This window comes from Bacillus timonensis, from assembly GCF_004799755.1.
Taxonomy (GTDB): domain Bacteria; phylum Bacillota; class Bacilli; order Bacillales; family Bacillaceae_L; genus Ferdinandcohnia; species Ferdinandcohnia timonensis_A.
On record NZ_SLUB01000045.1, the window covers coordinates 22313 to 37059 of the forward strand.

A 14747-nucleotide genomic window follows, 5' to 3' on the forward strand; every position below is an offset into this window, starting at 1 on the left:
TCGATTCAGCCTCAAGTGAATCTAAATAATGTTCTACCGATTAACCTAACTTTTTCTGGGATTCTGGTGTGATATGCAGATTTGAATTCGGACCTGCTTGGAGCATATAGCTTCCACCATCATGACCAAGCATTTGCTTCACTTCTTTTGCAACATTAATGGCTAAATCTAAATCTATTCCAGTATCTATATTCATTTCATGGAATGAATGCACGAGATCTTCGGTTGCAATATTCCCTGATGCACCTGGCGCATACGGACACCCTCCCAATCCAGCAATCGAACTATCAAAATGAATAACACCTTGCTGCAAAGCTGCAAATGCATTTGCTATCGCCATTCCACGGGTATTGTGCAAGTGCATCGAAAATGTCATTTTCGGAAACCTCTGTTTCAATTCACCTAGCATCTTGTAAACCTGTCGAGGATTAGCCATCCCCGTTGTATCCGCTAATGATACTTCATTAATTCCCATCTGGCTGTATCGATCCAATACGTATGCAATCCGACTGATTGGCACTTTTCCTTCATAAGGACATCCAAAAGCAACGGAAATTGAACCGCCCACACCAACCCCTTTTTTTTCTGCAAATTCAATGATCGGTTCCAATTTATTAAGAGCTTCCTCGGTAGTACTGTTTGCATTCGAAATACTATGTGAATCTGTTGCAGACAACATTAATTTCAATTTAGTAATACCTGCCTCAATCGCCCTTTCTGCTCCCTTTACATTTGGAACTAGGGCACGAAACTTGATACCAGTTAACTCTTGTGAATTTCTTACTACTTCACTCGCATCTTTTAAATTTGGTATCGCTTTAGGGTGAACAAACGATGTGATTTCCATCGATTGAATACCAATTTTTGCGAGTTCCCTGATGATATGGAGCTTCTGATCAGTTGGAATCCACTTAGGCTCAGCTTGAAATCCATCACGCGGCGCCACTTCACATATCACTACCTTTGAAGGCAATCGTAATTCTGGCATTTAAATAACTCCTTTCTCTCTCAGATCATTTATTTTTTCTGTCGAAAATCCTAATTCTTCTAAAATAACATCATTATGTTCACCTAGTTCTGGTGCACGATGGCGAATCGCTCCTGGTGTTTTAGAGAATTTCGGAACAACTCCTGGAATTTTGATTTTACCTAGTCGAGGATGCTCCACTTCTACTATATTTTCCCGGGCTTGATAATGTGGATCATTGAAAATGTCTTCTATCGTATAAATAGGGCTAATCGGAACACCAAATGTATCTGCTTTTTCAAGTAACTGCTTTTGAGTAAAGCTCTTTATCCACTCAGTTACGATGACTTGTACGTCTGTATCATTTTTCAAACGTTGCTTATTCGTGTAAAAACGCGGGTCTTTTAACATATCCTCTCTACCCATTGCCTTAGCTAAACGATCAAATGTGGAATCAGTACTACATACTAATACGACAAATTTGCCGTCGATCGTTTCATACGTACCAGCTGGGCTTGAATGATTCGCTAGCCCTGGACTCCTTTCTCGGATGACTTCATTTTTATCATACTCAGCAATTAAAAACTCTAGCATCCGGAACATCGACTCATAGAGACCCATTTCCACAACTTGACCTTCAACCTCGTTATTTTTCACGAGATGGAATAAAGCACTTACCGTAGAAAAAGCAACGAATATGCCGGTTATATAATCTAATAAAGAATAAGATGGGCTGACAGGTGGACGGTCCTTAAACCCTTGTATGGCGGTGTGACCACTAAATGCTGTACTAGGTGTACCAAATCCGGCCTTGTCTTTGTACGGACCTGTTTGCCCATACCCCGATAATCTCATCATGATTAATTTCGGGTTCGATTTTTTTAATTCTTCATACCCTAAACCCCATTTTTCTAATGTTCCCGGACGAAAATTTTCAATCAGCACGTCTACCCGTTCAATCAATTTAGTAAATATTTCTTTTCCTTCCTCTGTGCGGATATCTAGGGTAAGAGATTTTTTATTTCGTGCCAGACCGGGCCATCGTAAAGGCTCAGTACCTTTCCAAGGTCCGACATTGCGTAATGTATCCCCTCTTCCTGGCAACTCAACCTTCGTTACATCAGCACCTAAATCCGCAAGCAATGTTGCTCCAAAAGGTGCAGCAATCATCGTTGAAATATCTAGTATTTTCACACCTGTCAATGGTCCGTGGTTCGGCTGTGTCATGTGTAATCACCTTCCGTAAAAAACAAGTCCTATTTTTACATAAATAGAGAATAGGACTTGTTCTTTAGATTCATAGATTATTAGTTTGTAGAAACATGGTGAATTTTTCGATCTGGTGAATAAATGTCCATAATGTTCCAGTGGCCCGCTGTTGGAACAGGATTGTTTAGCATTGCCACATCGATTACGACTGGTTTATTGGAGGCAATGGCCTTCTCAAGTGCAGGCTTAAATTCTTCTGCTTTTTCAATTTTTATGCCTTCGATACCAAATGCACGTGCAATCCCTGCGAAGTCTGGTGAGTATGGATCTCCATCTTTCACGAATAATGTTCCAAGCGTAGTATCGTAATGGGCTTTTTGCAAACCAGCAATTGTACCAAAGGCAAAGTTATTCATAATAACCCAAATAACAGGTATATTTTCTTCAGCTGCCGTTGCAAGGAGAGCAGGGTTTTGACCGAACCCGCCATCCCCAACAAGTGATACAACAACACGATCAGGATGTGCGACTTTTACTCCAAGTGCAGCTGGTGCACCGAATCCCATTGTTGCGAATCCACCTGGAGTAAAGATTGTACCAGGTGTGTAAATATCGAATTGCTGACCAACACCATTTTTGTTCCAGCCCACATCCGTAGTAATAAACGCATCATGCGGCAACACCTCACGCACTTCTGCCAAAATGCGCTGTGGCTGCATCGGGAAACAATTATCCTCTTCAAATTTTTTGTTGCTATCTTTAAACGCCTTTTTATTAATTGTAATTTCTTGTTTTAATGCTTCATTTTGACGCCCACTTGGAGCAATCCTCTTCGCAACACGATTCAGAACAGTAAGTGCTTGTTTTAAATCTGCTACTACTCCTATTTCAACTGGATAGTTACGGCCAATTTCACTCGCTTCAATATCGATTTGTATCAATTTTGTTTTAGGAAAATCAAAAGTATATTCATTTTCCCATGAGCTGGAGTCTGCTTCAGCAAAGCGCGTACCTAGACCAAAAATATAATCCGCTTCACGCGTCTTCCTATTAATAAATTCTGTTCCCCAAAAGCCTGTCATACCTAAAACAAGTGGATTGTCATCTGCTACTGCCCCTTTACCCATTAAGGAATGTGCAACTGGTAAATCAAAATGATTAACGAACTCCGTAAGTTCCTCTGCAGCGTCTGCTAAGATGACACCACCACCTGCATATACGACAGGACTTTTTGCATCAAGCAATGTATAAATAATTTTTTCAGCTGTTGCATCGTCAATTGACGGCTTTTGCAGCGATTTTGTATGATGTTTTTGTCTTTCAAACCAATCTTCTTCTATTTCAGTTGAAAAAATGTCCATAGGAACCGAAATAAGAACTGGACCTGGTGTTCCACTTTCAGCTAATTGGAACGCCTTTTCTAAAATTTCCGGGAACAGATGGGCGCTGTCTACTCTCCATGCCCTTTTTACAAACGGACGATAAATTTCATATTGTGTTGCATCCGCATGAAGGTTTACTTCTTGATGAGGGTGTTTGCCATAGTAATGTCTTGGAATATCACCAGCAATTACCACCATCGGTATGCAATCCAAAGCTGCGTTTGCAACACCTGTAGCTGCATTCGTCATTCCAGGACCAACATGAGTTAACAGCACTGCTGTTTGTTTTTTCGCACGGGCATAGCCATCTGCCGCATGAGCCGCAATTTGTTCATGGCGGACATTTACAAATTTTATCGTGCTACTTTTTTCTAATTCTGAAAGAAATGCAATATTTGTATGCCCACAAAGTCCGAAAATATGTTCAACACCGCGATCTTCCAAATACTTTACCAATAAATTTGAAATTAGTTTTCCCATCCTTTATACCTCCCTGAAATTCAATAAGATTTTTCCATAATTACCTGAAGTAGCATCCTCATACGCTTTTGCGTAATCCGTAAAATGATAGATTTTTGAAACAATCTGATCAACTTTGAAACTCTCTTTCTTTAAATAATCAATACTTTTCTGAAAGTCATTAGGTATGTTGTAAATAATTGAACCATATAGCGTAATTTCTTTTCTTACTACCTGAACAACAGGAATTGTCGCTTCTGGTGTAATTCCTACTAAAACCATTGCACCACCAGGCTTAACTATTTCAACTCCCTGTTCAAAAGACGATCTAGCACCCGCTGTTTCAATGACAACATCAAATACTTTACCTTTTACACCTTCCGGTAATGCCGTTTCGATGTTCGGAAAAATACCTTTTATCTTTTCAAGCTTTTCATGTTTAATGTCGACGCCAGTAATGGTTGCACCTAAATGATTGGCCAACGTTATAGCAAGCAAACCTTCTGTTCCACAACCAATAATGGCTACCGTTGTATCTTTTGTAATCGACACTTTTTCCAATGCGTGAACAATAACAGCAAATGGTTCAATCAGCACTGCCTTTTCATTCGGAAGTTCATCTGGAATACGCATTACATATTTTTCAGATATGATAAATTCTTCTGAGAAACCTCCATCTATATTCACACCTAATGATTTTTTGTTTATACAAATATTTCTTCTACCATTTCGACAATTTTCACATTCATCACAATAAGAATTCGGCATGACAACAACTCTTTGACCAATTTCAAAAGTCGAATTACGCCCAACTTCGAAGATGGTACCAATCAATTCATGTCCGGGACAAATCGGATAGGTGGCATGTGCCAATCGTCCTTTAAAAACACTTAGGTCTGATCCACAAATCCCGCCGTAGATTAATCTAATTTTCACCTCATTGTCTTGCAAAATTGTGGTTGAAGGAATTTCCTTTAATTCTAGTTCTCCTGGTTTATTTATTAACAGCCCCAACATCTTCTTCACCTTCTAGCCTTTTTGTAAAAGATTTATGTACTATTCAGGGACTCTGAGGACGATCATTTTTGTCTCAGTCATATCCTCAATTGCAAATCGTGGACCTTCCCTACCGATTCCACTATTTTTCACACCGCCGTATGGCCAATGGTCCAATCGAAAGTTAGATGTTCCATTTATAACGACCCCGCCGACCTCCAACGCACGTGCTACCTGATAAATGATATCCATTTTGTTTGTGAAAAGACCAGCTTGTAGGCCGAAGGAAGAATCATTGGTCCAATCGACCGCTTCTTCAATCTTTTCAAAAGGAATGACACTTACAATAGGCCCGAACACTTCTTGGCAAATAACTTTACTTTCTTTTGGCGGGTTTACTAATACAGCAGGTGTTACTGTGGCACCGATTCTTTCCCCTCCACATAATAATGTAGCTCCAAGGCTAACGGCTTCGTCGAGCCAATCAATAATTCTTTTGGCCGCATGTTCATCCACTAATGTCCCTACATCTGTATCTGGCAACAAGGGGTCGCCAACTTTTAACTTCGACACTTCTTCTCTTAAAAGGTCGACAAACGGTTCAACCACTGATTGGTGAACATAAATACGCTGTACAGAGATACAGCTTTGACCGGAATTACTAAATCCTGATGCAGCACACATTTTTGCTGCTTTTGCAATATCTGCATCCTCATAAACGATAGTTGCTGCATTCCCGCCTAATTCAAACAGGACCTTTTTGATTCCTGCAAGTTTACTTATGTTTTTGCTGGCAACAATTCCACCAGTAAAAGAAATAGCATTAACCCGATCGTCCTTTACGATTTGCTGTCCAACATCAACCCCACCGAGCACCATATTTACAGCATTTTCAGGTATACCCGCCTCAAGTAATAACTTTAAGAATTCTGTAGCAATAAGTGCTGTTTGTGGCGCCGGCTTGAAAACAACACTATTTCCGGCAGCAAATGCTGGACCAATCTTATGACAAACAAGATTTAGTGGTGCATTAAAAGGAGTTATGGCTGCCACTACACCAACCGGTACGCGGAATGTAATCGCCAAAGCGTTTTCCCCTCGCTCAGAAGAATCACCTGACATCGTTTCACCCGTTAATCGTTTGGCTTCTTCCCCCGATCGTTCTAATGTTTCAATTGATCGAGATACTTCATCTCTTGTATTTTTTAATGGTTTCCCCAATTCAAGGGAGATAAGCTTAGCGAACTTCTCCTTATGCACTTCTAAAAGAGCCGCTGCCTTTTTTAATATTTTCGCTCTTTCCAAGGATGTCAGTTTTGCAACATCTTTTTTAGCTTTATATGCTGAAGCTAGAGCTTTTTCTACGTCATCTGATGTCGACAATATTTGTTGACCGATTACCTCTCCAGAATAAGGACTTTTCACGTCTACAAGTTCTCTGTCTGCAAAGAACCATTGGCCATTTATATAAGGCTGGGCTTGCATAACAATTTCACCTACCTTCAAAGTTTACAAATTAATTAGATCGATCTAATAAAATAACATAAATTTTTAAACTTGTAATCGTTACCAAAATAAAACATACCATTTTTTGTCCATACTTTATTAACATCTTCGGAAAATTGATATACTAGTTTAAGATGGATCTTCGTATCACATTAATTAGATGGATCTAATTTTACTAAAAACTGACCTGAATATGAAAGTTTCCCACCTCTTTTCTTTCATACACCATAGAAAAAAATGTTAATTAGAAACCCATAATCACATGTTACAATACAATCCAAATGACATCAATACATTTTTATGAATTTTCGAAAAATAACTAAAGTTTATAGATATTTCCTTTTGAAAAGTAAACAAGATATGGTAGTATTTATTAATATGCAATCATTATATGAAACCAACAATAGGAAGTGCTTCAAATGATTAATAATCATATTTCATTAAAAGAAAAAAGTATCGTCTTCATCGGCTTTATGGGTGTTGGAAAAACAACTGTTGGTCAACTTGTTGCAAAAAAACTTTTTCGAAGTTTTATAGATATTGATCAAGTGATTGAAAAAGAATACAATATGCCCACATCACAAATTTTCAAATTAATCGGAGAAAAAGCTTTCCGAGAAAAAGAAAAAGAAGTTATTTCACATTATTGCACCCAAAAGTTGAAGATTATTTCTCTAGGTGGGGGTGCCTTTTTACAAAAGGAAACTAGAGACATTTGCTTAAAGAACTGTATTGTATTTCATTTAGATGCTTCTTGGAAGTCTTGGAAGGAAAGAATAAACATCTTGATAGATAGCCGCCCAGTTTTACAAGGACGTTCTTTAGAGCAAATTGAAGAACTATTTAGTGAAAGACAAGATATATATTCATTACACCATTCCAAATTAAATACAGACAACCATGATGTTGAAGAAATTGCAGATTATATTATTGAGTCATTAAAATTAGCTTGGGAATTATATGATTAAAGCGGTAGAAGGGCAGACCCATTAGGTCCAACCTTCTACCTTTTTTTAAGAAGAACTTCTAACGACAAGTTCCGGATGTAAAATAATTCGTTGTTGCTCGCGATCCGGATTTAAGATTCGTTGATGTAAAAGGCTTGCTGCTTGGGAACCTATAAGACGCGCATATGAAGACACGGTTGTTAATGGCGGATTATACAGGGCAGCTTCAGGAACATTGTCAAATCCCACGACCGCCATATCCTTCCCAGGATTTAGCCCAGCATCGTTCAATCCTAAGATAACACCATGTGCAACAAAGTCATTAAAACAAATAGCAGCTGTAGGTGGGTCCTGATGAAGAAGCGCTTTTCGAACTGCATCTTTTCCTCCATCTCGTGAGACTTCACTTTCAATGATGAGGGAATTATCTAGTTCGATTCCAGCTTGGGTCAACGCATTGCAATACCCTTGTTTTCTTTTCTTCCACGCAGTTGAACCAGAAAATCCACCCAAGAAAGCAATCCTTTGATGCCCTTTCTGAATCAAGTGATTGACCGCCATCTGTGCCCCAACCTCGTAATCGATTCCTACATAGTCAGCATCCACGTTCTCAAGTTCCCTTACCGAAAGAACTAGTGGTATATCTAATTGTTTAATCCGCTCAATGGTTTCATTTGAGCTATCGGAGACAGGACAAAGGATCAGTCCACCTACCCTATGTTCAAGCATTGTAGAAAGAAGTTTCTGTTGTTTTGCATCTAAATCAAAAGTAGTACCCAAAAATACACTATATCCAGCCTCGTCTAATGAATTGTGTACCCCCCTAAGCAACTCGGAATAAAATGGATTAGCAATATCGGTAATAATTAATCCAACAGTTGAGGTCTTATTGGATCGCATATTTGCGGCAACACGGTCATAAACATACCCGAGTTCTTGCATGGATTTTAATACCTTATTTCGAGTCTTTTCAGTAATGTCTGGACTTCCACGGACAATAAGCGATGCGGTAGCCCGTGATACACCTGCGTGTTTTGCAACATCTAATAAGGTTACACGTTTTTTTGGTTTCAAATTTCATTCACCAGCTTACATTTATATTGGCTTAATAGCTATTTATACCCCAACCCATTATTTAGCTTATACCTGACTATATTATCCTAAAAAAAAGAGTGTTAATGGAATTGTAAGTAGACTTATGATTGTCGTTATTAACGTAGTTAACGAAACTAAATTTGGTTTTGCATCGAATTGAACAGCTAACATTGTTACATTGGCTGCAACCGGCATGGCAGCTAATAAAATAAAAACATTTTTTATGGTATCGCTTACAGGCATGAAGATTACTAGAATTGTAGCAATAAGCGGTGACGCTACCATACGTGTCAGTGTTACAGTGCCGAAATACCTATATTCAAGCTTTTGCGGTTTAATCTCAGCTAATTGCATACCAAGAATGAGCATGATTGTTGGTATCGCTGCAGAACCAACTAAACTAACACTATCAACAATTGTTGACGGAAGTTTCAGATGGAGAAGTTGAAAGCTTACACCAAGAATCACACCGTAAAGATTTGGCATTTTAACAACACTCGTTACAGCATTTTTTATAGTAGCAGATTTTTGACCACCATAGGATGCAATAAAAATCCCAATTGAATTAATTAAAAGTCCATGAATGACCATAAGGATAACAGCATAGTTAAAAGCTTGTGTCCCATAAGCAAATAATACAACAGGAGCACCATAATTTCCACTGTTAGGAAAAAGAGTTCCTAATAGCATGGCCGACATATGAGCTTTATCCATTTTCATGAGCCATCCAGTAAACAATGTTACCCCTAGGAGAATGATAATTAGCAAAACAGAAAAAGAAAACATATAGAAATAATCGATATTAAGTTTATTCGAATAAAATGTTTCAAACGTTAAAAATGGAGTCATTAAATAAAGAGCCATTGTTGAAATCGATTTAACATTTAAATGCAGCATCTTTTGTCCAATAAAACCTGCACCAAAGATAAGAAATGCAGGTAATACAATTAAAATTAAATCCATTTCAACAGTCTCCTTCAATATGACTTGATTAGTAAAGAAAAACAAACCGGGGAAAATATCTTACCCGGTTTTGTAAATGTTCATGCTTTTAGTCATCCCCTAACATCTTTATGCTGCTGTGAGAACTTTTAATTTTCTAAATCTGCATCATAAAAATCTCCGAATAATTCCTCGTCCGAAGGGCGATCTAGAGGGATTTTTCGAGAAACCCATGTCGTATTCATATAATGTTTAAGATTAACATTTTCAGAGACAATATTGCCTCCCCAGGTACCGCAGCCAAGGCTAGATGTCATAGGCATACCATTATCAAACGCACCAGCATTTGCCTTGGACTGTGGTTGACGTACCATGATTCTACTAACTGGTGCAGCAAGAGCTAGACGGTGAATATGCTCATCGTTGAAAGAATAAATGCCACAAGAATGACCTTTACCACCTACTTCATAAATAGCACGCATCATATCGAGAGCGTTTTCAAATTCACCTTCATATTTATAGACTGCCATTAATGTCGTTAACTTTTCACCCGAAAACGGGTATTCTTTACCAATTCCATCTCCATGAACGATGATAAACTTTCGGTCAGTTGGAATGGTAAAACCAGCAATTTCCGCTAACTCTTGAGGTGAGATCGCAACAGTCGTTGGCAGACGCTTACCTTCATTATCCCACATTACATTACGAAGTTTTTCTTTTTCTTCTTCATCCGCAATATAACCACCCTCTTTAACGAGTTGGTCAAGAAACTGATCAAAAATCTGATCACTAATGATTAAATTTCCATCGGCGGAACAACCCGATCCAAAATCCGACGTCTTACTTAACATAGAGTTGCGGGCAGCTTCTTCAATATCAGCTGTTTCATCAATGATCATGGTGGAGTTACCTGCACCGACACCATAGGCAGGTGTTCCAGAACTATATGCACTTTTTACCATATCTTTACCGCCTGTTGCAAGTACAAGATCAGCGCGTTCCATTAGTGCTTTCGTCATTGGGATATTGACATTTGTTAAACACTGTAGAATGTCTGCAGGTGCGCCTTCTCTCTCTAGGGCATCACGCATTAACTGAACTGTTTCAAAAGAAGTATTTTTGGCACGTGGATGTGGAGAGAAAATAACGACATCCCTTGCCTTTATTGCGTAAATAGCGGAACCTGCAGGTGTTAAATCTGGGTTTGTTGTTGGAACGATCGAAGCAATAACTCCAACAGGTTTTGCATATTTAACAATTCCTTTTTCCGGAATTTCTTCAATAATACCCACACTCTTCTGGCGTAAAGCATCTCGTAATATCCCTCTAATTTTAAACCGTTTATTCATACGACTTTCATAGTCACCAAGCTTACTTTCCTCAATACCCATCTCGGTTAAACGAGTAAATGTTTTTTTGTTTGATACTGCCCACGCAACCGCCTGACATAAGCGATCCACCTTTTCCTGATCATATGTTTCAATAATCGCTAATGCATTTCTAGCCTTTTCTAATGCGGAATCAAGTTCTTTCTGCTGCTCCTCTGTAAGAGCCTTTTCCTTAGTAACATTAACCGACAATAGTATAACCTCCTAATTTTGTAGTAATGAATGAAAATTCTAATTAAAATGGAACTCGGTTTCATATATTGGAACCTTCAATTGCGATTTTAAATCATTTTTCGAATTTTTTCAATACTTTTAATAATCTTCAACAAATTGTATTATTTATTCTTCATAGGAAAATTAGAATTAGCATGAAAAAAGACACCCCTATTTTAAAGAGTGTCTTCAATAGAATATGTTCTTTTATATACCTTCACTACTGCAATTTCCCTCTACACAAGATTGGAACTTCTTCTACTACCTCATCACCAGAAACTAGATAGGCGTGATCATAGAGGTTGCAGACTGGGCAAATATGATTTGGGATGATTTCAAGCTTTTCACCAACTGTAACTTGATTTCTGAATTCTTCATTATAGATAATCGCATGTTCATCATACACTTGGTCAATATGTACACCGTAGTTTTTGATATAGCCTAAACCAGTAGTTGCACAAATTCCTTGACTACGAGACTGCATGGTAATTCCTTTTGCCCCAACGTCGGTAATGACTCGTTCACTTGTTGGTTTACTGATAACTGTTGTTAGGACACTCGCTGCACATCTATCATATGTACCAATTGCATTTCCTTGTGAGACATCCATGAGGATATACGTTCCGATACGAAGTTCGGTTACTCCCTCCATGACTCCAAAATCATGCATGAGCGGTGGTGTAGAACCAATGCTGACTGTTTCCAATGGGCAGCCTAATTCCTGCGCAAGATGGGCAAAATGAAGGGTGCGTTTTTGCGCTGCGTTGTAAAGTTCGCGACATTCTTCTAGGTCTTTTGCTTTATATGTGTGGCCATCATGCGAAAAGATTCCTTTTAAATTCACATGGGAGCAATTTTTAATATATTCTACTATACGTATATAATCGCTTTCTTCAATCACTCCAGAGCGGTTTTCCCCCACTTCAATCTCAATCAGAACCTGCGCTTGCTTTTGACTGTCACTGAACACCTTTTCTATCGTTTCACATTGTTCAATACTGTCCACGCCAAAGGAAATATCGATGGTCTCTGCGAGCTTCTTGATGCGATTTAATTTAACTTCACCGACGATTTCATTCGCAATAAAAATATCGTTTAATCCATTTTCAGCCATGACTTCTGCTTCGCCAACCTTTGCAACGGTAATGCCTTTGGCACCTGCATCTACTTGTAATTTTGCAAGAGCAGGCATTTTATGCGTCTTTGTGTGTGGACGAAGGGTGACACCATATTTGTTAGCGTAGGATTGCATTCTTTCAATGTTATCCATCATGATTTCACGGTCTATAAGTAAAGATGGCGTATCTAATTGATTCTTTTTCATCATTATCTCTCCTTAAAAAATCGATTCTCTCAATTTAAAAGTCTAGTTACTTTTAAGACCTGCCCCACATAAAGGAAAAACGATTTGTTGATCTTTTAATTCGGGGTATTTCTCCATATATTGTAAGTATCCAGCGTAATTAGCAGCGGAAGTGATTTCTACATAAATTCCTTTTAATGCAAGCTGCTTTCTGGCTTCTATGATACTTTCCTCGGACACACCGATTATATCTCCTTCTGTTGCTCGTATCGCTTGTAAAATTTCTGTTCCCCTTGCCGGTGCAGCAATGGCAATGCCCTCGGCCAAGGTTCCTGTATGTTCAATAGGCTCAACCGTATCCTGACCTCCCGCAAAGGCTTTCATTATTGGAGCACAGGCTTCTGCTTGGACGGCAAGGATTCTAGGCATTTTCTCAATTTGCCCATTTGCCACTAACTCTTGAAAAGCAATATACGCTCCCATTAACAAGGTTCCATTCCCTACCGGAACAATGAACGCGTCAGGCATATTGTTATTCATTTGCTCGAACACTTCATATACATACGTTTTCGTACCTTCCCAGAAAATCGGGTTATATATATGACTTGCATAAAATGATTCTGTGCTTTTCACCATGGCAATCGCTGCACTTGCTGTATCTTCTCTCGTTCCCGGAACCTTATGAATGGCCGCGCCATGCGCTTCGATCTGTGCTATTTTTTTGCTCGAGGTCGATGCAGGAACAAAGATATCACATTGGATTCCAGCCCTTGCTCCATAAGCCGCAATCGCAGTAATCGCAGTTCCAGCATTACCACTACTATCTGCAACGACTCTCTTAATACCCAACTTTTTAGCCATGGCAATGAGAAGAACAGCGCCACGATCTTTGAAAGATAGCGTAGGCATATAATAGTCAGCCTTTGCGTAGACATTTTCAGCTATTTTAATAATTGGAGTATCTCCTTCTCCAAGCGTAATCTCCTGCCATACATCGTCCTTTTCAAAGGGGAGTGCATCGACATATTTCCAAAGAGAATGATTTCGAGAAGTGGCTGTTTCCGTAAAATCAACGGCCTTTTTCTCATATTCGAGGTTTAGTAGACCCCCACATTCACATTTCCATTTATTACTTTCCAACGGATATGTTGTATGACATTCCACACAAATATAGTTCATCTTCACTCTTCCTTTTCTTAATCAATATAGGCAACTGCCTCAAGTTCAATTGAATATCCATAGTGTAATTGATTAGTAGGAACTACAGCCCGTGCAGGCTTATGCTCACCAAAGTACTGTTTATAAATAGAATTGACAGTATCCCATAATGAAATATCGGAAATATAAATGGTGACCTTCATGATATCCTCTTTTTTTGCACCTGCTGCCTCTAGTACATGTTCTAAATTTGACAACACCTGTTTTGTTTCGGCAGTAATATCACCACTCGTTCCTTCACCAGTAAAAGGATCAACCGGAAGTTGTCCTGAAATGAAGAGGAAGTTTCCTTTTTGTGCTGCAGCGGAATAATGACCCGGATTTGGCTTTGCACCCTTAATTGAAATATATTTCATACGAATGCCTCCTTGAGCTAGAATTTTTATACAATAAATGGACATGTATGTAACTTATCCTTTATTATTCTTTTCTTTAATTTCCTCGATATAGCTGTAAACTGTGACTTTGGAGATATTTAATTTCTCCGCAACTCTGTCGATCGTTCCACGGATTAAAAAGATTCCTTTTTGCTCCATAAACCGAACCATCTCTACTTTTTCATCGCGTCTGAGCTTTTCTACCGGCTTATTACCAATGATTTTGTCGATTAAATCATGGGCAATCTCCTGTATATGCTCCGTTTCATTCGTTTGGTCACGCTGGTAATGTTGATTTGGTGGCAAGTCAGGATTTTGAGGAAGCAAGCTGCTTAGCCAATTGATACTTTCTGTAATTCGAGTCGTATCAATATTTATACATAGTGCGCCAATTACTTTTTTGTCAGGATTTCTAATTAACAAGGTAGAAGATTTTATTAATCTGCCATCCTCAGTATGAAAATAGTAATTTGCTGAATAATCGTTTGTAAAGTTTTGAGAGAGCAACACATCTGTAATGAGATGGTTAAAGCTTTGGCCCACTTGCCTTCCGGTTACATGATTGTTGACAGTGTATACAACAGAGCTTTGAGGAACAGTTAAATCATGCAAAACAACTTCGCAATCGTGCCCAAATGTTTTAGCGATCACCTCTGCTACTGGAATGTACTGTTCATGTATTGAATTCATTAAAAAATTCCTTTCCATCGTCGAGTTAATTAAAATCTGTCTCTTATACACATCT

Annotated in this window: 13 protein-coding genes; 1 reads left to right on the forward strand and 12 read right to left on the reverse strand. The window is 38.7% G+C overall.

Annotation, left to right across the window (positions count from 1 at the left end; genetic code table 11):
- Window positions 1-40: 40 nt before the first annotated feature.
- The 5 genes from E1I69_RS18585 to E1I69_RS18605 all read right to left on the reverse strand — a co-directional run bounded on the left by E1I69_RS18585 (window position 41) and on the right by E1I69_RS18605 (window position 6498).
- Window positions 41-988: a hydroxymethylglutaryl-CoA lyase gene (locus E1I69_RS18585; protein WP_136381056.1), complete on the reverse strand. Its 948-nt coding sequence runs from the start codon at window positions 986-988 to the stop codon at window positions 41-43.
- On the reverse strand, window positions 989-2194 hold the full coding sequence (locus tag E1I69_RS18590) for a CaiB/BaiF CoA transferase family protein (protein ID WP_136381057.1): 1206 nt from the start codon (window positions 2192-2194) through the stop codon (window positions 989-991).
- 80 nt (window positions 2195-2274) lie between these two features.
- Window positions 2275-4038 carry a thiamine pyrophosphate-binding protein gene (locus E1I69_RS18595; RefSeq protein WP_136381058.1) on the reverse strand — a complete coding sequence of 588 codons (1764 nt, stop codon included), beginning with the start codon at window positions 4036-4038 and terminating at the stop codon, window positions 2275-2277.
- Between the two features lie 3 nt (window positions 4039-4041).
- On the reverse strand, window positions 4042-5034 hold the full coding sequence (locus E1I69_RS18600) for a zinc-dependent alcohol dehydrogenase (protein WP_136381059.1): 993 nt from the start codon (window positions 5032-5034) through the stop codon (window positions 4042-4044).
- A 39-nt stretch (window positions 5035-5073) separates the two neighbouring features.
- Window positions 5074-6498: an aldehyde dehydrogenase family protein gene (locus E1I69_RS18605; RefSeq protein ID WP_136381060.1), complete on the reverse strand. Its 1425-nt coding sequence runs from the start codon at window positions 6496-6498 to the stop codon at window positions 5074-5076.
- Window positions 6499-6938: 440 nt separating this feature from the next.
- Here E1I69_RS18605 and E1I69_RS18610 point away from each other — a divergent pair, with 440 nt between their 5' ends.
- Complete coding sequence (locus E1I69_RS18610) at window positions 6939-7487, forward strand: shikimate kinase (RefSeq protein WP_136381061.1); 549 nt, start codon at window positions 6939-6941, stop codon at window positions 7485-7487.
- Between the two features lie 45 nt (window positions 7488-7532).
- Here E1I69_RS18610 and E1I69_RS18615 read toward each other — a convergent pair whose 3' ends face one another.
- From E1I69_RS18615 to E1I69_RS18645, 7 genes are all read right to left on the reverse strand, one after another.
- Window positions 7533-8540 carry a LacI family DNA-binding transcriptional regulator gene (locus tag E1I69_RS18615; protein ID WP_136381062.1) on the reverse strand — a complete coding sequence of 336 codons (1008 nt, stop codon included), beginning with the start codon at window positions 8538-8540 and terminating at the stop codon, window positions 7533-7535.
- An 81-nt stretch (window positions 8541-8621) separates the two neighbouring features.
- Window positions 8622-9524, reverse strand: a complete 903-nt coding sequence (locus tag E1I69_RS18620) for an AEC family transporter (protein ID WP_136381063.1) — start codon at window positions 9522-9524, stop codon at window positions 8622-8624.
- 128 nt (window positions 9525-9652) lie between these two features.
- Window positions 9653-11083, reverse strand: a complete 1431-nt coding sequence (locus E1I69_RS18625; RefSeq protein ID WP_136381064.1) for an aldehyde dehydrogenase family protein — start codon at window positions 11081-11083, stop codon at window positions 9653-9655.
- A 241-nt stretch (window positions 11084-11324) separates the two neighbouring features.
- Window positions 11325-12428, reverse strand: coding sequence for a D-TA family PLP-dependent enzyme (locus tag E1I69_RS18630; RefSeq protein ID WP_136381065.1), 1104 nt, complete (start codon window positions 12426-12428; stop codon window positions 11325-11327).
- 42 nt (window positions 12429-12470) lie between these two features.
- A complete protein-coding gene (locus E1I69_RS18635; protein WP_136381066.1) occupies window positions 12471-13586 on the reverse strand; it encodes a threonine synthase in 1116 nt (371 codons plus the stop codon).
- 17 nt (window positions 13587-13603) lie between these two features.
- Entirely contained in the window at window positions 13604-13981 is a 378-nt protein-coding gene (locus E1I69_RS18640; RefSeq protein WP_136381067.1) for a RidA family protein, read from the reverse strand.
- Between the two features lie 54 nt (window positions 13982-14035).
- Window positions 14036-14743 carry a helix-turn-helix transcriptional regulator gene (locus tag E1I69_RS18645; RefSeq protein WP_431731892.1) on the reverse strand — a complete coding sequence of 236 codons (708 nt, stop codon included), beginning with the start codon at window positions 14741-14743 and terminating at the stop codon, window positions 14036-14038.
- Between the last annotated feature and the right edge of the window lie 4 nt (window positions 14744-14747).